This window comes from Bowmanella denitrificans, from assembly GCF_039522935.1.
GTDB classification, from domain to species: domain Bacteria; phylum Pseudomonadota; class Gammaproteobacteria; order Enterobacterales; family Alteromonadaceae; genus Bowmanella; species Bowmanella denitrificans.
On record NZ_BAAAEI010000031.1, the window covers coordinates 313175 to 339806 of the forward strand.

A 26632-nucleotide genomic window follows, 5' to 3' on the forward strand; every position below is an offset into this window, starting at 1 on the left:
ATTACTCCAGCAAACCTCTGGCCTGCATTTGCGATTCCAGCCAGCCGAGCTCCTGGCACAAGCTGTCGGTCAGTCCTTGCTGATCGACAGGACGCAGTTCAGATGGCATCACCTGCCAGGTGTATGTTTCAGACTCCAGATGAGGTCGGCAGTCTGGGTGGTCAGATAAGAAATCCAGGGTGCGCAACAAACTGTGCTGGGTGCTTTGTAAGCTCTGGTCTTCATTTCCATGCCAGTGCAAGGGGACGTGGAAATGCACCCTAAGTTCCTCGCAGTCATCCAGAGTGGGCAAGGTATTGAACAGTGCCGGCAGATCAGGCCAAACCACAATTTGCTTACCTGTGGTGATTGCCTTGCATTGATGCAGATAGGTAGACTCGGCAAATTGTTGCAGAAACCTCATACCCTGTTGCGGCTGACTGTTGTGTAATGGCAGCCGTATCGCATTGGACAGCTGTATTTTGCCGATGTGAATACCGGCCTGATGCAAACGCTGCAGTGATTGATAGGCGTCCTCGAACATAACGGCCTGGTGGCAGACGTCGTAGCAGATCCCCAGATAGCGCATATTCGCACCTTGCGCCTGCAGCAAGGTAAAGAAGTCCAGGCATTGCTGACTGGACTCCAATACACAATCGGGCTCCATTTCCAGGCATACCCGGATAAGCTTGCCGCTGCGCTGTTCTAGTGCTGCTAACGCCTGGCTCAACACAGTCAGTTGGCGGACCGCCGACTCATGCTTTTCAGCTGACCAGGTTTGAGCATAACCAAGTGGCAAGGTTGAGATACTGCCGGTGCTTTCATCCGCTGGCAGGCAATCGGCCAGAAGCTCCGCCAGTGCCAGAGTATATTGGCGGCGACTATCCTGGCTCCAATCCGGTAAATAGACCTTTTCTTTTACCCGGGTAAGGTGAAACTGGCCAAATGGGAAACCGTTTAAGGTGGTAAGACGTAACTGCTGATCATGCAGAGTTTGAATAAAATCCCGCCTGCAAATAGGGTCTTGCAAGGTGTTGGCGGCGTCAGCGCTTAACCATAGTCCGCAGTGCATCCGTTGCAGGCCTCGCTGGCGTTTTACCGCTAGCAATCCCTGATCCAGATTACAAAGGATCTTCGCCAGTGATTCGCCAGGATGCACATTACTGCAATAACCTATCTGCTCGGTGCGATACCTCATTGCACTATGGGATCCTGTCCGCGTAAGGCGGAGTTTTCCTGCCACAACTGACGTTGGTCAATCGGTAGTGGCTGGCGCAACTGTTGCTTGTCCAGGCGCCCACTTTGAGCAAAAAAGTCAATGGGGTTGTCAAACAACACTTTTTCGATATCTGCTTCACTAAAACCTGCATCACGCATGGCCTGGCCGGTTTTGGGGACTTTCAAAGGATCACTGACGCCCCAGTCGGCAGCACTGTTAACAATCATCTTCTCTGTACCGTACTGTTTTAGCAGCGCCACCATGCGCTGTTCCGACATTTTGGTGTTGGGGTAAATGGAGTGGCCACGCCAGCATTCTGTTTCCAGTACCAGCGGCAGCGTCAACTCATTCAGATGGTCCACTACCACCATAGATTCTTTTACCCCGACCTCTTTAATTAGCGCCAGAGTGCGTTTAGTGCCGCCAATTTTATCCCGGTGCGGGGTATGCACTAATACCGGTAAATCAAACTCTTTGGCCAATTCGAGTTGGGCCGCAAAACAATGTTCTTCCTGAGGGGTGATATCGTCGTAGCCGATCTCTCCCACCGCCAGCACGCCGTCTTTAGCCAAATAACGGGGTAACACGGCCAAGACTTCCTCGGCCAGGGCTTTATCATTGGCTTCCTTGGGATTTAGCCCCATAGTACAGAAATGATGAATACCAAACTGGCTGGCGCGAAAGCGCTCCCAGCCGATCAAACTGTCATAATAATCAATGAAGCTACCCACGTGGGTACGGATCTGCCCCTGCCAGAATGCCGGTTCAATAACGCCGGTAATACCGGCAGCCGCCATATTTTGGTAGTCATCTGTAGTGCGGGAAATCATATGAATGTGGGGATCAAAATATACCGTCATAGACAAAATCCTTTATGGGTGCTGAGTTAATAGCCAACAAATACCAGGGGTCTCACTGCGCCCGGCAGCCAGACGTTCTTCCCGCAAATCTTCTACCAGAGCCTGCATGCGTGCCGTCCGCCTTGGCAATATGCCGAGGATCTGACGCACATCCAGCTCCATAAACAACGACTTCAGCACTAATTGCTCAAAGGCCTCGTCGTCATAATGTAGGGCCGGGTAGGGGTTATTCAGGGCAATGGCAGCGAAGCATTGATGGCTGTTGGTGCGGGCTGCATGGATGACAAAATCCCGCATCTCGCCTTGCGCATCCAGTAGCTGGATGGCTTTCAGCCAGGCCAATCGCTCCTGCTCGTCACCTTGCTGATATACCTTAACAAAAATTGCGGCACGATCGGTAATGTTATTCTGTAACAATAACTCCGCCAACAACAACACCCGGGCCAGTTGCGCGACATCCCAGTCTCCGTCCAGATCGCATTCCACTATCTTTGTTTCACCTAGCTTGCGCCTGGCCATGGCGGAATTAACAGAGAAGCTGTCAAAAGATGAAGGGGACTGGCGAATCTTCTCCAGCATTGCTGTCAGTTGCAGGCCAACCTGTTCGTCCAACTGTTGGTATAGCTGTGACTGAAGTGATGCAAGCAGGTTCTGTTGCAAGTGCATAATAATCCTAAGTCGCGGCAACCCAGCGCTGTAGTCTGGGCATCAATAAGAAAGCACCGACGCAGGCCAGGCTGGCAATTGGGTGGTTTAACGCCGCCAGTATCAGGGCATCTATCAGGCTGATAGCGGCCAGCAGTGCGCCAATCAATTTACGCAGGGGCGCTTGTTGACTCAACAAACTCAGCTTCAAGTGCCAGATAACCCAGCCGCAAAACAGTAGTAACAGCGGATAAAGCAGCCAGTGGGGATGAGAAAAAGTGAGCACCCCAAGTGGCGCAGTCAGCAGCAATAACGGCCAGTGTTCACGGGGGCTTAGGCTGATATTGGCCAGATGTTCGTTTCTGGCCAGGTAAGTTACTGAGGCAATATAGGCCGCCAGTATGGCCGCACAGCCAGCTAACATCCAACTGAATTGTCCCAGCATACCGGCTGCCAGCAAATAAACCTGGACCCGGCAAAGACCCATCAGCCAGGCGCAATGAGGCTGCTGTTTGTGCCAGCGATTGTAACTCCAGATAGTGAACAGTAGCGCAGCGGCCAATAACAGAATCAGTGCGGGCTGCGCATGCCCAGACCACCAGGCCTGAATCATCAGCAACACCAGTGCGCCAGCAAGAAACAGCTTGGCAAGCAGCGCAACCGTAGTTTGCCGGGCTAGTCCCAATGCAATAGGGCGCCGATTTTGATGATGTTTGTCCCAATCAGCATCAAAGGCATCATTTTGCAGCATGCCGCCCATATAGATGGCCGACATAGCAACCAACAAGGTTAACCACTGCCATAGCGGCGCGTGGACCTGGATGCCGGCAACCAGCCCAAGGCTACCGCCGACTAGTAAATTAGTCCATACGGAAGGTAAGTTAGAGGCTCTGGTCAGAGTTAAAAAAGTATGAGGTGTCATGATTCAGCCTTTGTGCCTGCCGATTCCGTTTCTTGTAGCAGCATTAATGCGCGACGCATTTGCGCGGTGTCTATGTGTTGCACATCCCTGGACTGGCCAATACTGGTCAGCAGGGGAATCGACAAGCGTCCCCCCAAATGTTGACGGAAGTCTTCCAGTCCTTGCAATAAGCCATCCTGGCTGGTTAATTCTGGATACCAGAGCTTAAAACCCAGTGTGCGCAGTAAAGTTCGAATGCGCTCTACCGAGCTTTGTTCCAACATGCCATTCAGATTGGCATAGATGGCATCCAGCAACATGCCCACCGCGACCGCTTCACCGTGGCGGATGCGATAATCTGATAATATTTCCAGTTTATGGGCGCTCCAGTGACCATAATCCAATGGCCGACCGTTACCCCGTTCAAAAGGGTCGCCACCCAGGGTGATTTTATTCAGATGTAATTGAGCGCAGCGCCAAATGGCATACTGGCTGGGTTCGGCATCAAAGTTGGCCAGTCTTTGTGCGTGTTCTTCCAACCAGAGGAAAAACGCCTGATCCTGAATAAGTGCCACTTTCACGGCTTCAGCAAGACCGGCGATTTTGTCCCGCGCTGCCAGACTGCTTAGCAGTGAGAAGTCATTAATCACCGCTCTTGGTGGGCAGAAATTTCCAAGCAGGTTCTTGTGCCCCAGTGCATTTACGCCGTTTTTGACACCAATGCCGGCATCGTTTTGTGCCAGTACCGTGCTTGGGATTCTCACCAACGGGACGCCGCGGTGAAAACTGGAGCAAACAAAGCCAATCAGGTCCAGCAATGCACCACCACCAACGGCACAAACCAGATTGTGACGATCGACTCTTAAGTTTAACAAGGTCTGATGCAAGGCCTGCCACTGGGTCAATTGCTTACCGGCTTCACTACCCTGTACTTCGATACATGGAGCAATAAGGCTAAAGTGCAGAGGATGAGCAGCACAATAGTCTTCAATTTGCCGGATGAGGTTAGGCTGCGCGGCAGCGAGGTTTGCATCAATAAAAAAAAGCAGCTTGATTGGTTGATCTGTATCCGCAGTGAGGGTTGTTAACAGAGTATCATTGTCTGGACTGAACAGATTCTGGGTAAAGCGCACCTGAAAGTGGTAAGGCATATGAAAACTGGCATTTAAGTCGGTCGTCTCCAATGTCAATTTTTGTATGTCTTTGCTGTTTGCCAGGTTCATGTTACGCCCTATCTCTAATCGACCGACAATATTTGGTGCCAGACGATACCAGAATTTTTAATCGGATGCGTGTGGTTCTGTTCTCTGCCAAGTTCCGCTATTATCCCTGCCCGGTTTTTTCCTGCTGACTGGCTTCATGCTGCTGTTGATTGACAATTATGACTCCTTTACCCATAACCTGGCCCGATACTTTATGGAACTGGGGCAGGAAGTGCGGGTGGTGCGCAATGATCGGATCGATATTGCCGGGATAGAGGCGCTCGCCCCTGATTATCTGGTTTTTTCGCCAGGTCCTTGTACGCCGGATGATGCCGGTATTACCCTGAGTGCCATTGCCTATTTTGCCGGCAGGTTACCCATTTTGGGCGTGTGCCTAGGTTATCAGGCTATTGGTCAGGTGTTTGGTGCTAAAGTCATCAGGGCGGCGAAGGTCATGCACGGCAAAACATCCATGCTAAGACACAATGAGTCGCGGCTTTTTGCCCGGGTAGACAATCCCTTTGTGGCGACCCGCTATCATTCTCTGGTGCTGGCGCCTGAGTCTATCCCTGAAGATTTTACCGTTAGTGCCTGGGTAGAGGATGAAATGGGGGCCTCTACGGCAATGGCGATCGAACATAAAAGCCTGCCACTCTGTGGGGTGCAGTTTCATCCTGAGTCAGTGATGACTTTGGCAGGCCATTGTATTCTTAAGAATTTTCTCGAGTTATATAAGGCAAAAGGCTGAAACTGGTCCATATTTACTGACACAGCAGCAGAAGTAAAAAGCCCCCTTTATACATGCAACAGCGACCAGCAACTAATTTGCGCTTTCTGATCCTGTCAGCCCACTACTCTGGTCGGCCTTTCTTTGTTGGCGTTGGCGTTGGCGTTGGCGCTTGGCTGATAGTCAATGCCCTGGTGACTTGCTTGATAACTGTCTGGGTGCTGGCCGACGCGGATAAGCAAATTGCCTCTGACTGGTTAGGTGCGAGTCTGGCTTGGGTATCAGCTTTGGCTATTGGTTTTAGCTACGTGCTGGTTAGTTTTATCTTGCTCAAACGGCACATTAAGGTAACAGTGCTACTTGGTCTTTTGCTGCTTCAACAAGCCCGCTATCTGGATGGTTTGGACCAGGTATTACTGTTGCGGGGACAAGGGATGGACTTAGCTGAAGATGTGCTGTTCCTGCTAGGGGCGCTGATTCTGGCAAGTGGCATCACCTTGTGGGTGATTTTTACATACCGGCTGTCCACACTGGACAAGCTCACCCGGGTACACAACCGACGCTATTTTGATACAGCCTTACAGCAACACCTATTGTTTCGTCGGCAGGAGCCTCATCGGGGTTGTTTGCTGGTGATGGATGTAGATGACTTTAAAAAAATTAATGATGACTTTGGCCATGCCATGGGTGACAAAGTACTAAAAATTCTTGGCGCAGTATTAAGTGAAAGCGCCAGACGCGAAGACATAGTATGTCGCAGTGGTGGAGAAGAGTTTGAAATTCTGTTGGTCCGGGTCGCTCCGGATACTGCGATGGACGTTGCCAGACGCCTGATGACAAAGATTGCGGATGCCACCCCACATTCATTGCCTATACTCACTGTCAGTATGGGGCTGACCGCAATTCGCGCGCAGGACAGTGTGGATAGCCTCAGACGTCGTGCTGATAAAGCCATGTATCAAGCCAAGGAACAAGGTAAAGCCTGTATTGTTCAGATTTAGAATTCGCTCAACCCGCTTCATCTTTTCCTATATGATGCATCTTTCATTCCGATAAACCCGATAGAAGAAACTCGAATAAAACTAATGACAGAGCAGCAAGACGTCTCACAACTCATCACACACAGATTCAGCAGCCTGCTGATTGGCCTGGATATGGCCAAACAAACTGTAATTGAAGACAAGGACGTCGAACTACCTGCATTTCTTGATCAGGACAGGGATGGACGTCAGTTATTGCGCGTAGAAAAACAGGCGCAACGTGACAAAAAACTCAATGAACGCTACCAGCAGAATTTTCTGGATAAACTGCAAGGCCAACTGAACGAAGAGCTGAAGCGCCGTATTGCCGAACAGTTGGTGGATACTGATACCTTATACAATAAACTCATTGGTATTCCACCACAGTTGCCTGAGGTATTGGATATTATGCCGGTCAAGGCCGCCTCTATTGGCCGCATTGAACCCTTAGTGGCAACGATTCCCTGGCTGGTTAATGACCTGATCAAAATGGTCAATATGCCCAAGTACCGGCGCACAGACAAAAAAGGCAAGGTCATTCCGGTTGAGAGCTTGCGCATGGCATTGAGCTTTTTGGGACTGGAAAACCTGAAACTAGTGATTCCGGCACTGGCATTCAGGCGCTGGCTTCCGCAGATCACGGATCCCTATCCCAATATAAAAGTGCGTTTATGGGAACATGCCATGGGCAGTGCCCTTTCATGCAAAAAGGTGGCTGAAGTGGCTGGGGTTGATGCGGCGTCGGCATTTACCCTGGGCATGTTGCATGAAATTGGCCGTATTGCTGTTATCCGTCTGTATTTCCGTTTGTTTGAGGAGGTTCGGCGCGATGCGATTACCGAGGCGCATGAAGCAAAGATGAAGGAAGAGCATGCCGCTTTAGGGGAAATTGAACCCTCAGGGCAATGCCTGAGCGATGTAATGGAACAGTATTCGCTGCAGACCAGCAATTGGCTGATCGAACGCATGGATCTGAAAAGAGTCATGATCGCTCCAGCCATGTCAGAGGTGGCGCAATTCCTGCCAATCAGGAATATGCAGCCTTTGGCCAGAGTATTGATGCAGGGCCGCAGCTACAACCAGTACCGCATGCTGAAAAATCATCGTCTGATTAATATGGATGAAGCCAAATTGTTCTTACGGGGTATACAAATGCCATCCGGTGCCCTTGCGGCACTGAAGGATGCGGATTTACGCCATCTGAATCTGACTTTTGAAGAAAATTAATTTGTTGTTGGCCGATTTGAGCGGCCAGACGATGGATTTCAGCCATTATCGCTAAATTTTTTTTTACATATTCATGCACGCCCCGTTTCGGGGCTAAAATGTCAGGCTCGTTTCTTTGGTGGTAACAGACAGCGTTGGCTTTTTACAACAGTTACCAAATATAGTTATTCAGAATTCCTGCAAACTTAGGCCAATGCCTTGTATTCTGGGCGTTTGCGTCAAGTTGACGGGAAGACACTGACGAGCAGTTCTGCAATAATGGCGGCAGATTTTTTCGCCATTGCCCTTCTACAAGCAAAGCAAGAGGTATCAAGAATGAAAGTGACCAGAGCATTATTCGACGACGTTATGGCCCCCAATTATAACCCAGCCGCCATGATTCCGGTTCGCGGTGAGGGTTCCAGAGTGTGGGACCAGGAAGGTATCGAATATGTGGATTTTGCTGGCGGTATCGCGGTGAATTCTCTGGGGCATTGTCATCCAGCCATGGTTGCCGCACTGAATGAACAGGGCAGCAAACTGTGGCACCTGAGCAACGTATTCACTAACGAACCTGCTTTGCGTCTGGCTAAAAAGCTGACCGAGATGACTTTTGCCGAGCGCGTTTATTTTGCCAACTCCGGTGCGGAAGCCAACGAAGCCGCCTTGAAACTGGCGCGTCGCTGGGCGCTGGAACACCATGGTGAAAGCAAAAATCAGATAATCGCTTTTAAACAAGGTTTCCATGGCCGTACTTTCTTCACCGTTACCGTGGGCGGTCAGCCAGCATACTCTGACGGCTTCGGACCAAAACCTGCTGCGGTTGATCATGCCGTATATAACGACCTGGACAGCCTGAAAGCGCTGATTTCAGACAACACTTGTGCGGTAATGCTGGAACCACTGCAAGGTGAAGGTGGCATTATCAGTCCCACTAACGAGTTTATCCAAGGCGTGCGCGAACTGTGTAATCAACACAATGCCCTGCTGATTTTTGATGAAGTGCAATCAGGCGTAGGCCGTACAGGGGAACTGTATGCCTATATGGGCCTGGGTGTCACGCCAGATATTCTGACTACCGCCAAGGCGTTGGGTGGTGGCTTCCCCATTGGTGCTATGCTGACGACCAAAGACATTGCTGCCAGTTTGAAAGTGGGTACCCACGGCAGTACTTATGGTGGTAACCCGCTGGCCTGTGCTGTGGCAGAAGCTGTGCTGGATGTTATCAACAGCAAAGAAGTGCTGGATGGTGTTAAGCATAAGGAACAACTGTTCCGTGACGGCCTGAATGCCATTAATGCCAAATACCATGTATTTAGTGAAATACGGGGTAAAGGCTTGTTGTTGGGCGCAGCATTGAACGACAAGTACCTGGGCCGTTCCAGAGATTTTCTGGTGGCCGCCGTGGCTGAACATCTGATGTGCTTGGTGGCCGGTGCAAACGTCGTGCGTTTTGCCCCTTCGCTGATTATTTCTGACGAAGACATCAAAGAGGGTCTGGCACGTTTTGAACGCGCCGTGGCCAAAGTCGTACAAGGATAAATTAGCGGGCAGGACGATGTCCTGCTTAATCCAGGATGGATGATTGACCGGTGCCGCAGCCTGGCACCGGTTTCTGTTTGCCGGATATTCCGGTTTCCCAAAGAGTGTTAACAAACCGCCTCAGTAACAGCGGAGTAAGCGACTATGATGGTGATTCGCCCAATCCAAGCCAGTGACTATGGGTCACTGCATGATATAGCCGTGGAGTCCGGTATCGGCTTTACGTCCCTGCCGGTTAATGAAACCTTGCTGCGTAATAAGATTGCCGGTTCGGAGGCATCTTTTGCCCAGGATGTGGATGCGCCCGGTGATCAAAGTTACCTGTTTGTGATGGAAGACAGCGAGACGGGTAAGGTGGTTGGAACCAGTGGTATCCAAGCCTCTGTCGGACTGGATGATGCTTTTTATCATTACCACCTGAGCAAGGTTGCACACGCTTCCAGGGAGCTGGATATCTATAATCTGGTGGATATTCTGACCTTGTGTAACGATTACACCGGGGTTACGGAAATCTGCACATTGTTTTTACGTGAACAGGCGCGTAAAGGCAACAATGGCCGCTTTTTGTCTAAGTTTCGCTTCCTGTTTCTGAAAGAGCATGCGTCACGCTTTGCTGAAACCGTGATAGCTGAAATGCGCGGGGTGTCTGATGAGCATGGCAATTCACCATTCTGGCAGTGGTTGGAAGAGCATTTCTTCTCTATGGACTTTCCTACCGCTGATTATCTGACGGGAATTGGCCAGAAGGTGTTTATTGCCGAGTTGATGCCGAAGTATCCTATATACGTCAATCTGCTCAGCAAAGAAGCCCAGGCGGTGATCGGCAAGGTACATGATAAAACCCGACCAGCGCTGCAATTGCTGGAGTCGGAAGGCTTCCGTAATCGTGGTTATGTGGATATCTTTGATGCCGGTCCGACAGTTGAAGCTGATCTTCAACATATTCGTACAGCCCGTATCAGCCGCAAACTGGCGGCGGCAGTCGGTGATCCCGAGGGGGCAAAGTTGCATATGGTGATTAATACCAAGTTGCAGGGCTTTCGCGCCGTGGTGACCCCCTTGCTGGTCAGTAAAGACGAACAACGGGCAATTATTTCTCAGGCCGCTTTGACGGCATTGCAAATTGATGAAGGCGACCAGGTGCGTTTTGCATCCTTGTTGCTAAAGGGGTAGAAATGAGCAAAGCACAATTTATCGCAGGCCAATGGCTGGAAGGCCATGGCCACCCAATGAGCTCCACAGATCCGGCTAAGAAGCAGGTGATTTGGCAGGCCCAGTCAGCGACTGCTGAGCAGGTTGAACAAGCCATTAACGCAGCCCGTCAGGCATCTTTACCCTGGGCGGAATTCAGTTTTGAAGAGCGCCTGGTTTTTGTTAAGCGTTTTGCTGAGCTTTTGGGTGAACATAAAGATGAACTGGCACTGGTGATCGCCCGTGAAACCGGCAAACCGCTGTGGGAAACTGCGACAGAAGTCGCGGCCATGGTCGGAAAAGTGGCAATCTCCGAACGAGCCTATCAGGAGCGCACCGGCACGGTAGAAAACCCCATGCCGCAAGGTCGAGCCTTTATCCGTCATAAGCCTCATGGTGTGGTGGCGGTGTTTGGGCCTTATAACTTCCCCGGTCACCTGCCAAACGGGCATATTGTACCAGCGCTGCTGGCCGGTAATACGGTCATATTTAAACCCAGTGAACTCACTCCCTTAGTGGCGCAGAAGACGGTCGAACTGTGGGAAAAAGCCGGCTTACCGGCTGGTGTTATCAATCTGGTGCAAGGGGAAGTGGAAACCGGTAAGGCGCTGGCTGGTCACCCTGGTATCGACGGTCTGTTTTTCACCGGAAGTTCGCGCACTGGCAAATTACTGCATGAGCAATTTGGCGGTCATCCGGGTAAGATCCTGGCCCTGGAAATGGGCGGCAATAACCCGTTACTGGTAAAGAGCGTTTCTGACATCGACGCCACGGTACATGATATTGTGCAGTCTGCCTTTATCACATCCGGTCAGCGCTGTACTTGCTCGCGTCGCTTATTTATAGAGAAAGGCGAGCTGGGCGACGCCATTCTGGCCCGTTTGCTGGAAGTGACCCGCCAGATTAAAGTGGGCGACTACGACGCCCAGCCACAGCCCTTTATGGGCGCAATGATATCTGCCCGCGCAGCCGCACAGATGCTGGCAGCTCAGCAACAATTGCTGGATTTGGGTGCTACTTCGTTACTGGCAATGCAACACCTTGATGTGGAGTCAGGCTTTGTCACCCCTGGTATTGTCGACGTGACCGGTATTCTTGCCAGCCTGCCTGATGAAGAGCATTTTGGTCCGTTGCTTAAAGTCATTCGTTACACGGATTTTGATCAGGCTATCGACGAAGCAAACAATACGGTATTTGGTCTGTCAGCCGGTTTACTGTCTGATGATACCGAGCTATATCAGCACTTCTTCCGTCGCATCCGTGCCGGTATTGTCAACTGGAACCGGCCGATCACCGGTGCCAGCAGTGCCGCCCCCTTCGGCGGTATAGGCGAGAGCGGGAACCATAGAGCCAGTGCATATTATGCGGCTGACTACTGTGCTTACCCGGTTGCCTCGGTGGAACTGGATAAGTCCGTTATGCCGACCAGCCTGAGCCCAGGCCTGTCGTTCTGAATGAGTCTGGCCGGGTAACGCCCGGCCATGATCTCTGATCTGAATCAAAGCCGTCCGAGCGAAAAATTGCTACGCTTTTTCTGACAAATACATCACTGTCTGTTTTTTGTTCGAAAGTGCTGTATAATACGCCGCCGCAAGAAGCTGCCTTGGCCCAATGGCGTAAAACCCTAGGCCAAAAAGCATTGAATTTACGTTTTTCAATCCCTTAGGACTGAGTAAGAAGCATCATGCACAATAACGTTGAGACCCTGTTTGCAAACCTTTGGCAAGACTACGTTGCCATGACCCCTTCCGCCTTAAAAGTTCACCAATTACTGGGTGATGGCGATGAACTGATCAATGACCATGTCGCATTCCGTACCTTTAATATCGATAAAGTCGGTCTGGAAAAACTGGCGGCGCACTTCCTGGCATTGGGTTACGAAGAAAAGGGTCAGTACAACTTTGAACAGAAAAAGCTCAAAGCGAAACACTTCGAACATGCTGACGACACTAAGCCTAAAGTCTTTATCAGCGAACTCTTGGTTGAGGAGTTTTCTGCGCCAGTTCAAGCCATAATCCGTAAAATGGTTGACGCAGTACCTGCTGATGCGGTGAACAAGGAAAACTTTTTGTACTCTGGAACGCATTGGCAGGTCAGCAGTGAAGAGTACCAAACACTGCTGAATGAGTCAGAATATGCCGCCTGGGTTTCGGCCTGGGGATTCCGTGCCAATCACTTTACCGTCAGTCTGAATCACCTGAAACGCTACACTCTGTTGTCAGATGTGAATGACAAGCTGAAAGAAGCTGGTTTTGAACTGAACACCTCCGGCGGTGAAATTAAGGGCGGCCCTGAAGTGCATCTGGCCCAATCTTCTACCATGGCGGATAAAATGGAAGTGCGTTTCAGTGACAAGAGCCTGGTGATACCCAGCTGTTTTTACGAATTTGCCCAGCGTTACGCCATGCCCAATGGAAAGTTATATACAGGCTTTGTGGCTGCCTCGGCAGATAAAATCTTCGAAAGCACCAACGTAGGTATGTAGTACCTGCCAACTGATTTATTAAAGCCCGCTTTTATGCGGGCTTTTTGTTGGTATTATCTTTGTACCTGCTATTGTTTAGCTTAAGTAGCCAATCGGAGCGATTATGAGCAAGTTGATTGCGTCAGTGGATCAAAGAACCAATATTGTTGGCCAGAATCGTCTGGAACTGTTGATCTTCCGCCTTATCGGCGAACAACCTTTTGGTATTAACGTATTTAAGGTCAGGGAAGTTCTGCAATGCCCTGAGCTGACTGAGATGCCCGGTGCCAGTAATTGTGTTCGCGGCATTGCTCATTTACGTGGTGTGCCCATCACCGTGATTGATCTCAGCGAAGCAACAGGCGGTAAGCGCATTGAAAATCTGAAATCGGCCTTCGTATTGGTAACGGAATATAACCGTACCACCCAGGGCTTTTTGGTCGGCGGCGTTGACCGCATCGTCAATATTAACTGGGAGCAGATTATGCCACCGCCCAAAGGCGCTGGTGCTAATCATTATCTGACGGCAGTCACCAAGGTCGACAATAAGCTGGTACAGGTGATAGATGTAGAGAAGGTCTTCGCCGAAATCTCACCCATTGATGAGGAAGTCAGTGAGGATGTGAAAAAGCAGGCATCGGAAGTGGATTTATCAGAACTTACCGTGCTGGTGGCGGATGATTCATCGGTGGCACGTAATCAGGTTAAACGGGCACTGTCGTCGGTCGGGGTCAATGTGGAGCTGGTGAATGACGGACGTCAGGCATTGAAATGGCTGGAAGACAAGGCCAAAGAAATGGGCGGTGATATTACCGCAAAAGTGCCACTGTTGATTTCAGATATTGAGATGCCGGAGATGGATGGCTATACCCTGACGACGGCTGTTAAAGCGCATCCCGATTTGCGTAAAGTCCATATTGTTTTGCACTCATCGCTGAGTGGCGTATTTAACGAAGCCATGGTGCGCAAAGTAGGGGCCGACCAGTTTATTGCCAAATTTCATCCCGACGAGCTGGCCTCTGCGGTGCGTAAGTGGATGGCGAGCGACTGAATTAGATTTCTGCAGCCATTGAATATATCAGCCCGCTTCTGCGGGCTTTTTTGTTTGCGCTTCAACAGTAAATCTGGCGAATTCGACCGACTTGCAGTTTATCTGTCAATCCGGCTGGGATATGGTAAGTGCAGGAAAAACAACAATATCCGAGGCAAGAATGAAAAGATGGGGAATATTACTTTGTCTGTTAGTCAGCCCACTCACCCTGGCAGCAGGGATTAAGGACTTTACTAAAGGCATGGAGCATCGTCAGGGCTATTTTGATTTTTACTATCAGCCCAGTGAAGGCAAGCTGTTTCTGCTGGTGGACAAACTAGAGCAACCTTTTATTTTCCAGAGTTCTCTGCCGCGGGGAATTGGCTCTAATGATATTGGTCTGGACCGCGGTCAACTGGGTGAAACCCGCCTGGTACAGTTTGAGCGCTTTGGCAACAAGCTGATGCTCAAACAACTCAATACCTATTATCGTGCTGACAGTCACAATGCAGCGGAACGAGCCAGCATCGACCAAGCTTTTGCCAGTTCTGTATTAGCAGGCTTGCCTGTGGTAGCCAGTGACGCAGATAAATGGCTGGTGGACTACAGTGATTTTCTACTCAGCGATATTCATCAGATAGGGCCACGCCTGGCGGCACAAAATCAGGGCAGCTATAAGGTCGACCCTAAGCGCAGTGGTGTTTACCTGAAGCGTTCCAAAGCATTTCCCCTGAATACCGAGCTGGAAGCGTTGGTCACTTACGCAGGAAGCAAAGCCGGTGAGTTTGTCCGCCAGGTTACCCCAGAGCCGGATGCCATCAGTGTGCATTTACATCATTCGTTGGTGGCATTGCCCGACGCTGGTTATCAGAGCCGTGAGTTTCACCCCTATTCAGGTTATTGGAAAGTGGAATACATGGATTATGCAGCCGCCATTGACGAGCCAATGGTAAAGCGTCTGCTGCCGCGCCATAGATTGCAAAAGAAGAACCCTGATGCTGCCATCAGCGAGGCCATAGAACCTATTGTCTATTATCTTGACCCTGGGGTGCCAGAGCCTGTGCGCACCGCTTTGTATGAAGGGGCCATGTGGTGGAACAGTGCTTTTGAGCAGTTGGGTTACAAGAATGCCTTTGTGGTAAAAACTTTGCCTGCAGATGCTGATCCTATGGATGTGCGCTACAACGTTATTCAATGGGTGCACCGTGCCACCAGAGGCTGGTCATATGGTGCGGGTGTGACCGATCCCAGAACCGGTGAGATTATTAAAGGGCATGTCACGCTAGGCTCTTTGCGAGTAAGGCAGGACTTTCTGATCGCTTCCGGTTTAACCGGGCCATTTAAGGGCAATCAGGGCGATGTGGAGAAGCAGAAAGCCATGGCGCTGGCCCGTATTCGCCAGTTATCTGCCCATGAAGTAGGGCATACCATTGGCCTTATTCATAACTTTGCTGCCAGTGCTAACGGGCGTGCTTCGGTGATGGATTACCCCCATCCTTTGGTGGAACTGAAAGACCAGCAAATCAGTTTGCAGCATGCCTATCGGGAAGGGCTGGGAGAATGGGATATGTACGCCATACAATATGGCTATGGCGACTATTCAGACCAGCAATTGGCTGCATTGGTGGCCAAGGCCAAAGCCGACGGGCTGGAATATATGGCTGATGAAGATGCCCGGCCTGCCGGTGGTGTCAGTGCCATTGGCCATTTATGGGATAATGGCGCTGACCCGGTGGAAGAGCTGAAGCGTTTGATGCGGGTTCGACAGACTGCCTTGAGCCACTTTGGCTTGGACAATATTGCCAGCGGGCAACCGCTGTCCAGTTTGCACGAAGCGCTGGTGCCAATCTATTTGTTACACCGTTATCAGATTGAGGCCGTTAGCAAAATGGTGGGTGGGGCCTTTTATGAGTATGAACTTAAAGGTGAACACCCCCAAGCCAAGGGGTTCAAGTGGGTGGAAACTGAAAAGCAACAGCAGGCAGTAAAGGCGCTGCTCGACACAGTGCAACCGGAGTTTCTTGCATTGCCTGACAATCTGTTGGCGTTAATTCCGCCTAAGGCCTATGGCGACAGTGACGGCCGCGAGAGTTTTAAAGGGCGCATGGGGCTGGCGTTTGACCCATTATCGGCAGCGGAAGCGGCGGCCAATCATAGCCTTAGTATGTTGTTACACCCGCAACGTCTGAACCGATTATCGTCGCAGGGACAACTGACTGAGGTACTGAGTCAGTTGCGACAGTCGGTTATACAAGGGAAAGACCACAAGGGAAAACGGGCGTTAATTCAGCAAAGAGTTCGCCATGTAGCTTTTTATCAATTGATGAAAAGCCTGACCAGTCAGGATTTAGCCCCAGAAGCACGTGCGGCGTTATACCTGCAGATGGATGACCTGGCAGACTGGCTGGATAAGCATGACAAAGATGCCAATCTGAAGATGCTGCTGCAACAATGGCAAGCATTCGAAGACAATGGTGAATGGCAACCTGGTTTTAAACCCCTGGCCTTACCACCAGGGTCGCCCATATAAGTTTGACCGGTGCGCGGTGACTGCCGCGCATTTTTCTCAGGCTTGCAATAAATCCTTCATTAATCAGTCACTAAAGTGACGTATTCGAACCCTACTCTGAGTTGTTTACAACCTTTGTAGGGACTCGAATAATGAAAAAGTTGGTGATTTCTGGATTAAGCCTGGCGGTGATGTTGGCGCTGGGAGGCTGTGACGACGGCGATGATGGTGCCCAAGGTGCGGCAGGCGAAAAAGGGGCGAGCGGTCTGAATAGCCTGGTCGTGCAAACTGAATTGGCTGCAGGAGATACGCAGTGTTGGATGGGCGGTGTACGCATTGACTCCGGCTTGGATAAAGACAGCAATGGCACATTGGAAAGTGCCGAAATCACTGATACGTCCTACGTTTGCCAGCCGGACAATTTCAGTGCCGCCGGTGTAACTTTGCCTTATTCTGTACTGCGCAACGATTTGCAAAATGGTGCCATTCCCGGTTCTACATTCGAGATCCGCAATGGTGGCTTTGGTTCTGACATGGACGGCCATCCCACCAACCCTATGCAGTTTTATGCGATTACTGACCGTGGACCCAATGCCAATTTCACCGGTGAGCAGGGCAGTGGCAAAATGTTCCCCACGCCAGATTATGTGCCACGTATCGGTTTGTTTGAGATTCAGGCCACGGGCAATATCCGTCTGCTAAAAACCATTCTGCTTAAAGACCGTGATGGCAATCCTATCAGTGGTTTACCCAATACAGCAGCGTTGGGAGGCACAGGTGAGACCCCTTACGATGCACAGGGTAATGTGATTCGGATAAATCCGGATTTACCTTATGATGCCAACACCAACCCCATCAAACTGGATGATTATGGTCTGGACTCGGAAGGCCTGGTTGCCATGAGTGATGGCAGCTTCTGGGTAAGTGACGAGTATGGACCGCATATGGTGCATTACAATGCCGACGGTGTGGAAATAGCGCGGATTAACCCTTTTGCCACGGACAGCCGCAATCTGTATAGCCTGCCAGCAGAGTTTGGCCATCGCTGGGCCAACCGTGGTATGGAAGGCCTGACTATCACCCCGGATGAGAAAACCCTGGTGGGTATTATGCAGTCCAGTCTGGACAATCCCACTAAGCATCGTACTGACCTGACTCGCATCGTCACGATTAATCTGGAAAGCGGAGCCGTGAGCCAGTACTTATATCGCCAGGAAAAAACCCAGAATTCAAACTCGGCCATCAAAGCGCTGAGTGATACTAGTTTCCTGGTACTGGAGCGCGATGGCGCGTTTTACAACACCAATCCCAATGCCATGAAGCATGTGTATAAAATTGACATCAGCCAGGCGACGGATTTGGAAAGCATCACTGGCGGTGAGCTGGTTCAGGATGCTGAAGTCGGCTTATCGCTAAATGGTAAGAGCCTGGAGCAACTGATAGATGAAAACAGGCAGGATGGTAATACCGATGCCGGGTGGCAGTTACTGGCCAGTCATAATATTCAGCCTGTTGTAAAAAGCAGTCTGGTCGTGGATATGGTGGCCGAAGTTGGCTACCCTCACGATAAGATGGAAGGGCTATGGGTCATAGACGGACAACGTCTGGGGGTGATCAATGACGACGATTTTGCTACCTGGTCGAGCAATGGCGTGCTGGAACAAAAGTATCTGGACAGCAATCAATCCCAGATAGATGGCAACACCTTATATATTATTGATGGCCTGGATTTAGCCCCGGTGCAATAATTTCCCTATACCAGTCATGACTGGCGGCATAATATTGCTGTGGAGATTAATTGTTTTCCGATGAACTGCCAGCAATAGCGTCCATCGCAAACTGGTTGTGCTTGTCGGAGTGATTCAGTATGCCAGCACGGAACTGGTAGATTTCGTCAAGCAAGCAGAATGGTCAAACGGCAGTGAGTGCGTTTCTATTTTGCAGATTTGCATAAAAAATGCCGCTCAATTGAGCGGCATTTTTGTGTCAGCGTCAGCCTGATTATTTCTTGGCTGCGGCTTTACGGGCTTTGGCTTCTTCGATGACTTTCTCAGACACGTTCTGCGGGCATGGCAGGTAGTGTGAGAATTCCATGGAGAACTGACCACGGCCAGATGTCATAGTACGCAGAGAACCGATGTAGCCGAACATCTCGGACAGAGGCACGTCTGCTTTGATACGCACGCCAGTTACGCCAGCTTCCTGGTCTTTGATCATACCGCGACGACGGTTCAGGTCACCGATAACGTCACCTACGTGATCTTCAGGAGTGAATACGTCAACCTTCATGATCGGCTCCAGCAATTGAGGACCCGCTTTTGGAATGGACTGACGGAAAGCGCCTTTAGCTGCGATTTCAAACGCAATGGCTGATGAGTCAACCGCGTGGAATGAACCGTCGAACAGTTCTACTTCCAGGTCCAGTACCGGGTAACCGGCCAGGGTACCTTCGTCCAGCATGCTCTTGAAGCCTTTGTCGATGGCAGGCCAGAATTCCTTAGGAACGTTACCGCCCACAACAGTGGAGCTGAACTTGTAACCTGTGCCTGGCTCACCAGGACGGATACGGTAATCGATCTTACCGAACTGACCAGAACCACCAGACTGCTTCTTGTGCGTGTAGGAATCTTCAACGGCCTTGGTGATGGTTTCACGGTAAGCAACCTGAGGTTTACCTACAACCAGCTCAACACCGAAAGTACGCTTCAGAATGTCTACTTTGATATCCAAGTGCAGCTCACCCATACCTTTAAGGATGGTTTCGCCGGAATCTTCGTCGGTTTCAACGATGAAGGTTGGGTCTTCTGCGATCATCTTGGACAGTGCGTTACCCAGTTTCTCGGAAGCGCCTTTATCTTTTGGTGCAACGGCAATAGAGATGACCGGCTCAGGGAAGATCATGGGTTCCAGTGTACAAGGATGATCAGGAGAACACAGGGTGTGACCTGTCTTCACGTTTTTCATACCGACGAAGGCCAGAATGTCACCAGCCTGGCAGCCAGTCAGTTCGTTACGGTCATTGGCGTGCATTTCCACCATACGGCCGATACGTTCGGTTTTACCTGTCGCAGAGTTCAGGATGGTGTCACCCTTGTTCAGCTTACCTGAGTAAACACGTACGAAGGTCAGGGCACCGAAACGGTCATCCATGATCTTAAATGCCAGGGCACGGAAAGGCTCATCAACAGATACAGTAGCGGTTTCGCCGGTAGGCTCACCGGTTTCTGAATCAGTCATATCCTGAGGCAGTACTTCGGTTGGGTTAGGCAGGTAGTCAACTACTGCATCCAATACCAACTGCATACCTTTGTTTTTAAAGGCAGAGCCACAGAAAGTGGGGAAGAATGCCAGGTTGATGGTACCTTTACGAATACAACGCTTCAGGTCTTCAATAGAAGGCACTTCGCCATCCATGTAAGCCATCATCAGGTCATCGTCCTGTTCAACAGCACTTTCTACCAGTTGCTCATGGTACTCATTAACCTGGTCAACCATGTCAGCAGGTACATCTTCTACCTTGTAGTTTTCTGGCAGACCTGTGTCGTCCCAAATATAGGCTTGCTTGGTCAGTACATCTACCACGCCAACGAAGTCATCTTCGCGGCCGATAGGCAAAGTCATCACCAGAGGGTTCGCGCCCAATACGTTTTTGATCTGCTTAACGACGCGATAGAAGTCTGCACCCATACGGTCCAGCTTGTTTACAAAGATCAGACGAGATACTTCTGAATCGTTAGCATAGCGCCAGTTGGTTTCAGACTGAGGCTCAACGCCGCCTGAACCACAGAATACACCGATACCACCGTCCAGTACTTTCAGTGAACGATATACTTCAACAGTGAAGTCAACGTGTCCGGGAGTGTCGATAACGTTAAAACGGTGACCTTTCCAGAAGCAGGTGGTCGCAGCGGACTGGATAGTAATACCGCGCTCGGCTTCCTGTTCCATGAAGTCCATGGTGGATTCACCATCATGCACTTCACCTGTTTTATGGATTTTACCGGTGAGCTTCAGGATACGTTCAGTAGTGGTAGTTTTACCCGCGTCAACGTGGGCGAAAATACCAATATTTCTGTAGAGGGATAAATCTGCCATGGTTTCCTTCACAAAGTTTTAAGGGAAAAAAATCGCGCGCAAGTATACAGGAAAACGCAGTTAAAAACCCGTCTTCTGCTAAATAATTGCGCAAAAGTTATCGAATCCGTCAATGTCGACCGTCAAATATGCGCTTTGCACTTGTTTTGCCTGGTTTTAACCACCCTGCTTGTGTAACGGCCGAACCGGCTCATAGAGTTTAACCCAAGTTTATTGATCCGGATTAAATACTGCTACGGAAATCTGCTTTAGCATCCCCTGTAATTACAACCATTCATTTAATTGTTGCCAAAGGAGCCTTGTATGACGGCCTGAAAAGGCAAGCCCGAGCTTCTCAGCCCGGCTGGCAGTTTAAAGAATATGCGCTTTGCCCTGGCCTACGGTGCCGATGCTGTGTATGCCGGTCAGCCCCGCTATTCTCTGCGGGTCAGAAATAATGAGTTTAATCATGCCTTGCTGGCCCAAGCCATCGAAGAAGTGCACGAGCAAGGTAAGAAGCTTTACGTGGTGAATAACATTGCCCCGCATAACAGTAAACTGAAAACCTTTTTAGCCGATTTGCGCCCGGTGGTGGAAATGCAACCGGATGCACTGATCATGTCCGATCCCGGACTGATTATGCTGACCAGAGATACCTTTCCAAATATTGATATTCATCTGTCCGTGCAGGCCAATGCAGTGAACTGGGCCACGGTCAGGTTCTGGCAACAGGAAGGGATTAAACGGGTGATACTGTCTCGTGAGTTGGGGTTGGAAGAAATCGAAGAGATTCGTCAACGCTGTCCGGATATTGAATTAGAGGTGTTTGTGCATGGCGCCTTATGTATGGCGTATTCGGGGCGATGCCTTTTGTCCGGTTACATCAATAAGCGTGACCCCAATCAGGGCACCTGCACCAATGCCTGTCGCTGGAAATATCAGGTGCAGGGTGTGCAACAAGGTGGTTGTGCAACTGACGCTCAAGGGCAGTTTGCACAGGCATTCTTGCAGGAAGAGTTGCGCCCGGATGAACTGATGCCGGTATTCGAGGATGAACACGGCACCTATATTATGAATTCCAAGGATCTGCGCGCCATTCAGCATGTGCACAAGCTTGCCGAAATTGGCGTGGATTCGTTAAAAATAGAAGGGCGTACCAAGTCTTTCTATTATTGTGCTCGTACCGCACAGGCGTATCGTCGTGCCATAGACAGTGCGGTCAGTGGTCAGGCCTTTGATCCTGGGCTGATGTCTGAACTGGAGAAGCTGGCTAACCGCGGCTATACCGAAGGCTTCTTGCGCCGCCATACACATGACGAATATCAGAATTACGTCGAGGGCAGTTCAATCAGTGATACGCAGCAACTGGTGGGCGAAGTACTCAAGCAGTTGGGTGACGGCCAACTGCTGATTGAAGTAAAAAACAAATTTATGCTGGGCTGCAGTCTGGAATTAATGACACCAGGCGGTAACTGCGACTTTGTGCTGACCCAGATGCAATCCGAGTCAGGCCTGCCGATGCAGGTTGCACCCGGCGCAGGTTACAGAGTTTGTATCACAGCACCTAAAGGCATGGATGTTGGTTACGGTATATTAATGCGTAACTTGCCGCAGCACAGTTCCACCAGGCAGCCCTTTTACCAGCTCGGGAGTTAATCTTATGGCGCTACTTATAACTCAGGAATGCATTAATTGTGATATCTGTCCGATGGAATGTCCGAATCAGGCCATCAGTATGGGGGCCGACATCTACCAGATAGATGTGAATCGTTGCACGGAATGCGTCGGACATTATGATGAACCACAATGTGTGGCTTGTTGCCCGGTGGATTGTATTGAACCTGACCCAATCCATAAGGAAACTCAGGAACAGCTTTACGATAAGTTTCTGGCTCTGCACAGTTAATATGTTTGTCTCTGGCTGAAAGGCCATGGCGCTTGTGCGGGTCTAATGTGTTTCCTATTGCATGTTAAATAAAGGAAGGGATGGTGATTAAAGGCAGTTGTTTGTGTGGGCAGGTCAGTTATCAGATCAATGGCCCGGTCGGCGAGATTGTGCATTGCCATTGCCGAACCTGTCGCAAGGCCCATGGCGCGGCTTTTTCCAGCGTGGCGTCGGTACAGGACCGGGATTTTCAGCTCAATGGCGGGGCGCTGCTTAAGTCATTTGAATCATCACCAGGCAAGCGCCGCTTTTTTTGCACAGAATGTGGCACGCAGATTTATGCCAAGCGTGACAACACTGAACATGTGATTTTACGCCTGGGGTCACTGGATGACGATCCGGGCAGTCGGGAAGCTAAGCATATCTGGGTGGCGGATAAAGCCAGTTGGTATGCACTCAGGAGTGATATTCCCTGTTTCGGGACGTTTGAATAAGCAGGCCGAAGCAATGCGGCACTTCGTCAGTGCGGTTAACCCAGCGGCATTACCCTGTTGCGTCCCAGGGTCTTGGCCTGGTACAACTGCTTGTCTGCCTGTTCAAGTAAGTCACTTCTACGCATGGCGCCGCTGAATTCCGCCACACCAAAGGATGCACTGATACCGTCCAGGCTCTTGCCGGTGCGTCTGTCCACCACACTGACCTTTTCAATGGCGCGGCGCATCACTTCAGCCTGGTGAATGGCCTGTTTGAGCTTACTGTCTTTCAGCAATACAGCAAATTCTTCGCCACCAAAGCGGAAAGCACTGGCATTGTCCCTGCAACTGTCTTTCAGTTTCTTGCCAACCGCTTTTAATACCCGGTCGCCCATTTGATGGCCAAACTGATCGTTAATGGACTTAAAGTGGTCGATATCCACCATCACCAGACAGGTGCCTTTATCGGGCTGCATCACTTTTAATTCTTCATCCAGATAGCGCCGGTTGTAGAGGCCGGTCAGAGCATCAAATAATGCGTTTTGTTGGCTGTCTTTCAATTTAGCCCTGAGTTCGCTGATTTCCTTTTCAGCGCTACTCAGAGCGGCCGTAAAGTCCAGCGTACTGCGTTTGACATGCTGGGTTTCCTTTACCAGGGAACGCACCAACTGCATCACTTCCTCAACCGACCAGCCTTCGCGTTCCACTTTGTCTAAATCTGACAAGCGATTGTCTATAGCTTGCTTAAAGTTCTGCGTATCGCTGCGGGTATCGCCAAGTGATTGCGACAATTCAATCAACATGGCCTCTACCGTCTGGCGTAATTGCCAGGCTTCTACTTCCTGTGTATCCGCCAGATGCTGGCGATACAGTTCCTGAATCTTTGCCGCAGAAATTGGCTGATTGTTTACCGTCAGTTTGTCTACTTCCGCGTTCAGCGGCGCAGACTGATTGCTGGCATAGGTGTACCAAAGCGCATAATTGGTGGGGATGGCGGAAATCTGATGTTTAATCAGCAGTGGGATGGTTTGTTTAAGTACCTGAAAAGACTTTTCCAGCTCGTCCGCCATTTTTTATTCTCAGTTGGGCGCCTTGGATAAGGCTAGTGTAGCAGAGACATTGCCTTCAGATCGCCAAGCCATGAACAACTTGGGGTCATTCGGTGCCACTGATAATCTGTACCTGTGCAATATCTGTGTCGCCTTTAAGTACCTTATAAATACCGTCCTGGGTTAAGGTGCGCATACCGTCTTTCATGGCCTGCTCCTTCATGGCCGACACTGCCGCTTCCTTATATACCAAGGCGCGTAGTTCCGGGGTCATAGCCAGCAATTCATGCACGCCAGTACGACCTTTGTAGCCAATATCGCCACAGGCTTCGCAACCCTTGGCCCTGAACAGTTTCAAGGGTTTTGGCAGGTTTAATTCATCAAGATATTCCTCGCCATACTGCCTGTGAATAAAGCCCAGGTCGGCGTCGGTTGCTTCATACTCTTCCTTACAATTCGGGCATAAGGTCCGGATCAAGCGTTGCGCCAGGATCCCCACACAGGCATCAGAGAAGTTCACCGGGTCCAGTCCCAAATCCAACAAACGAGTAATGGTTTCTGGCGCTGAGTTGGTGTGCAAAGTGGATAACACTAAGTGACCGGTTAGCGAAGCTTCAATACCGGCATGGGCGGTTTCTTTATCCCGCATTTCACCGATCAGAATTATATCCGGGTCGGCCCGCAAAAATGCACGCAAGGCATTGGCAAAGGTAAAACCAATTTTAGGGCTGACCTGTACCTGTTGAAGGCCGGCCTGGGTGATTTCCACCGGGTCTTCCGCGGTCCAGATTTTCTTTTCCGGGGTGTTCAAGTCACCCAGCACCGCGTGCAGCGTGGTAGTTTTACCTGAGCCCGTGGGTCCTACCACCAGAATGATACCGTGGGGTTTTTTAATCATTTCCTTCAGGCGGGCCGCATTACCTGGTGCCAGATTCAGTTTGTCCATGGGCATCGCGCCGCCGGATGCCAGGATCCGCATCACCACCCCTTCACCGGCGACAGTGGGAATTGTGGCTACACGCACTTCCACCAATTGCCCTGACATCTTGACGGCCAGCTTGCCGTCCTGCGGGACCCGCTTCTCGGCGATATTCAGATTAGCCAGAATTTTAATTCGCGCTACCACCGCATTGTGGTGTGAAGCAGGGATTTGGGTAATGTCGCGACACACACCATCAACCCGCATTCTTACCCGGGTTGGGCCATTCTTTTCAGCATCTACGTGAATATCTGAGGCATTCAGTCGCTTGGCATCATGCAGGATACGGCTAACCAGCCTGACCACCGCTGGAGCATCGTCTGACAAATCTTCCTGCTGTTCTTCCAGGTCATCGCCACCGCCGCCGATTTCGTCAAGGATTTCATCCATCTCCCCTGGTGCCACTGCGCCACCGCCGCTTTCGCCGAGATATTGCAACACCTGATTAGGCAGAGACACATGAATATCATAACTGTCGATACCCAAAGCGCTTTCAATCTCCATCAGCAGCGCAGCGTTGTTGGGTTCTGCCATCAAAATAATGGGATTGTCTGAGACGTCGGCCACCACCGCCACGTAATTGCGCTTAAGGTAAGACAGATTCAGCTTACTGTTGCCCTGATAGACATGGTACTTATCTGGTAAGTAGGGTAAGTAGGGGACCTGATAATGTACAGACAGAGCGTGCCCCAATTCATTCTCGGCGATTCGATGTTCGCTGATTAAACGCTGTACCAGTTGCTTGGGGTCTTTACAACTTTCCAATAGCGCATCAAGGTTGGCGTCCGAGATCAATTCCTTGTGCACCAGATATTGGAAGGGTTTGTTAGTACCGCCCAGTTCAAAGCGGAACTTTTCCCCTATCATACCGCCCAGTTGATTGGCCAGTTCCAGATCATCAGAATTAAAGTCGCCCTGGCGTTTATTAATAATCTGCATAACGCCCAACAGAACGCCGGCATTCATGACCGGCACACAGATAATATTGCGGGTAATAAAGGAAGAAGACTTGTCGAATTTGTCGGCAAAGCGCAAACGGGGGTGGATAGCGGCAAGCTCTTCGGCGTTATAAGGGTCAGAAATCAGCAGAGGCAATTGGCTTAGTGCCACATAACCGGCGATGGACTGCGGTGTAATAGGTACTTTAATTTCACGAATTTCACGGCCGGTTTTAAAGCGCGCGACCAAATCCTGATGTTGCCGGCGACGTTGGAAAATACTCATGCGCTCGGCATCAAACATGCCCAGTACGATAGGCTCGAGCTTTTCGTAGGCGTCCATCAGCCCGATATTATCGTCCAGCAACTGGCGAATCTGGGTTAGCTGGCGGTCGGATTTATTCGTGATCATGTTTTACAAAGTTATCATGGACTTACTATCTTAATGCTACTATAGCCGACAGCTATGGCGCTGAATATAGCGAAGCGGCATTTTATCCCGATGGGCTGCGACTGATACGGCCATCAAAATAGTGATTTTTTGCATGATTGAGGTTGCATAAAAATCCCGCATAGGTATAATTCGCGCCCACTGCCAAAAAGGCATGCGTCTTCAAATTGAAATTTTCGGTTCGAAGATGAATACAAGACCCTAATTTTGGGTCGGCGGTTTACACCCATCCTCCCCCTGGTTATTCAGGTTGGTGAGGGTGAATTTTTTTGTTCTTTTGATTGGAGCT

The 26632-nt window shown here is 50.3% G+C and carries 21 protein-coding genes; 13 read left to right on the top strand and 8 right to left on the bottom strand.

Translation table 11 applies throughout. The features are described from left to right. Position 1: 1 nt before the first annotated feature. From eboE to ABD028_RS22695, 5 genes are read right to left on the bottom strand one after another with little or no spacing between them, the layout of a single operon-like run. A complete protein-coding gene (gene eboE / locus ABD028_RS22675; protein ID WP_343847613.1) occupies positions 2-1177 on the bottom strand; it encodes a metabolite traffic protein EboE in 1176 nt (391 codons plus the stop codon). Then, positions 1174-2058: a TatD family hydrolase gene (locus ABD028_RS22680; RefSeq protein WP_343847614.1), complete on the bottom strand. Its 885-nt coding sequence runs from the start codon at positions 2056-2058 to the stop codon at positions 1174-1176. Before ABD028_RS22680 ends, eboE begins: the two co-directional genes overlap by 4 nt. 12 nt (positions 2059-2070) lie before the next feature. Beyond that, the gene (locus tag ABD028_RS22685) at positions 2071-2724 is read right to left on the bottom strand and encodes an EboA domain-containing protein (protein ID WP_343847615.1); all 654 of its coding nucleotides are present in this window, start codon (positions 2722-2724) and stop codon (positions 2071-2073) included. 7 nt (positions 2725-2731) lie between these two features. Further along, complete coding sequence (locus ABD028_RS22690; RefSeq protein ID WP_343847616.1) at positions 2732-3625, bottom strand: UbiA family prenyltransferase; 894 nt, start codon at positions 3623-3625, stop codon at positions 2732-2734. Beyond that, positions 3622-4827, bottom strand: a complete 1206-nt coding sequence (locus ABD028_RS22695) for a 3-dehydroquinate synthase (protein ID WP_343847617.1) — start codon at positions 4825-4827, stop codon at positions 3622-3624. Before ABD028_RS22695 ends, ABD028_RS22690 begins: the two co-directional genes overlap by 4 nt. 136 nt (positions 4828-4963) lie before the next feature. Between ABD028_RS22695 and ABD028_RS22700 the strand changes: the two genes are divergently transcribed. The 10 genes from ABD028_RS22700 (at position 4964) to ABD028_RS22745 (ending at position 18242) form a co-directional block, all read left to right on the top strand. Then, positions 4964-5554, top strand: coding sequence for an anthranilate synthase component II (locus ABD028_RS22700; RefSeq protein WP_343847618.1), 591 nt, complete (start codon positions 4964-4966; stop codon positions 5552-5554). Between the two features lie 77 nt (positions 5555-5631). Then, positions 5632-6534, top strand: a complete 903-nt coding sequence (locus tag ABD028_RS22705) for a GGDEF domain-containing protein (protein WP_343847619.1) — start codon at positions 5632-5634, stop codon at positions 6532-6534. Positions 6535-6618: 84 nt separating this feature from the next. Beyond that, positions 6619-7779, top strand: a complete 1161-nt coding sequence (locus ABD028_RS22710) for an HDOD domain-containing protein (RefSeq protein ID WP_343847620.1) — start codon at positions 6619-6621, stop codon at positions 7777-7779. A gap of 315 nt (positions 7780-8094) precedes the next feature. Beyond that, a complete protein-coding gene (locus ABD028_RS22715; RefSeq protein WP_343847621.1) occupies positions 8095-9300 on the top strand; it encodes an aspartate aminotransferase family protein in 1206 nt (401 codons plus the stop codon). A 144-nt stretch (positions 9301-9444) separates the two neighbouring features. After that, positions 9445-10473, top strand: a complete 1029-nt coding sequence (astA, locus tag ABD028_RS22720) for an arginine N-succinyltransferase (protein WP_102794244.1) — start codon at positions 9445-9447, stop codon at positions 10471-10473. A gap of 2 nt (positions 10474-10475) precedes the next feature. Beyond that, complete coding sequence (astD, locus tag ABD028_RS22725; protein WP_343847622.1) at positions 10476-11945, top strand: succinylglutamate-semialdehyde dehydrogenase; 1470 nt, start codon at positions 10476-10478, stop codon at positions 11943-11945. 230 nt (positions 11946-12175) lie between these two features. After that, the gene (locus tag ABD028_RS22730) at positions 12176-12976 is read left to right on the top strand and encodes a DUF1338 domain-containing protein (protein WP_343847623.1); all 801 of its coding nucleotides are present in this window, start codon (positions 12176-12178) and stop codon (positions 12974-12976) included. 103 nt (positions 12977-13079) lie between these two features. Then, on the top strand, positions 13080-14006 hold the full coding sequence (locus ABD028_RS22735; protein ID WP_102794241.1) for a chemotaxis protein: 927 nt from the start codon (positions 13080-13082) through the stop codon (positions 14004-14006). 160 nt (positions 14007-14166) lie between these two features. After that, positions 14167-16515: a zinc-dependent metalloprotease gene (locus ABD028_RS22740; RefSeq protein WP_343847624.1), complete on the top strand. Its 2349-nt coding sequence runs from the start codon at positions 14167-14169 to the stop codon at positions 16513-16515. A 131-nt stretch (positions 16516-16646) separates the two neighbouring features. Continuing rightward, positions 16647-18242, top strand: a complete 1596-nt coding sequence (locus tag ABD028_RS22745) for an esterase-like activity of phytase family protein (protein WP_343847625.1) — start codon at positions 16647-16649, stop codon at positions 18240-18242. A gap of 253 nt (positions 18243-18495) precedes the next feature. On the opposite strand, the gene fusA is transcribed toward ABD028_RS22745, so the two are convergent. Then, positions 18496-20589 (bottom strand): elongation factor G, encoded by a 2094-nt coding sequence (gene fusA / locus ABD028_RS22750; protein ID WP_343847626.1) that lies wholly within the window; start codon positions 20587-20589, stop codon positions 18496-18498. 360 nt (positions 20590-20949) lie between these two features. On the opposite strand from fusA, the gene trhP reads away from it, so the two are divergent. The 3 genes from trhP (at position 20950) to ABD028_RS22765 (ending at position 22947) form a co-directional block, all read left to right on the top strand. Beyond that, entirely contained in the window at positions 20950-22224 is a 1275-nt protein-coding gene (gene trhP, locus ABD028_RS22755) for a prephenate-dependent tRNA uridine(34) hydroxylase TrhP (protein WP_425542146.1), read from the top strand. 4 nt (positions 22225-22228) lie between these two features. Next, a complete protein-coding gene (locus tag ABD028_RS22760) occupies positions 22229-22474 on the top strand; it encodes a YfhL family 4Fe-4S dicluster ferredoxin (RefSeq protein ID WP_343847627.1) in 246 nt (81 codons plus the stop codon). A gap of 83 nt (positions 22475-22557) precedes the next feature. Continuing rightward, the gene (locus ABD028_RS22765) at positions 22558-22947 is read left to right on the top strand and encodes a GFA family protein (protein WP_343847628.1); all 390 of its coding nucleotides are present in this window, start codon (positions 22558-22560) and stop codon (positions 22945-22947) included. 35 nt (positions 22948-22982) lie between these two features. On the opposite strand, the gene ABD028_RS22770 is transcribed toward ABD028_RS22765, so the two are convergent. Both ABD028_RS22770 and ABD028_RS22775 read right to left on the bottom strand, forming a co-directional pair. Beyond that, the gene (locus tag ABD028_RS22770; protein ID WP_343847629.1) at positions 22983-23996 is read right to left on the bottom strand and encodes a GGDEF domain-containing protein; all 1014 of its coding nucleotides are present in this window, start codon (positions 23994-23996) and stop codon (positions 22983-22985) included. 85 nt (positions 23997-24081) lie between these two features. Beyond that, positions 24082-26235, bottom strand: a complete 2154-nt coding sequence (locus tag ABD028_RS22775; RefSeq protein WP_425542147.1) for a GspE/PulE family protein — start codon at positions 26233-26235, stop codon at positions 24082-24084. Positions 26236-26632: the final 397 nt, after the last annotated feature.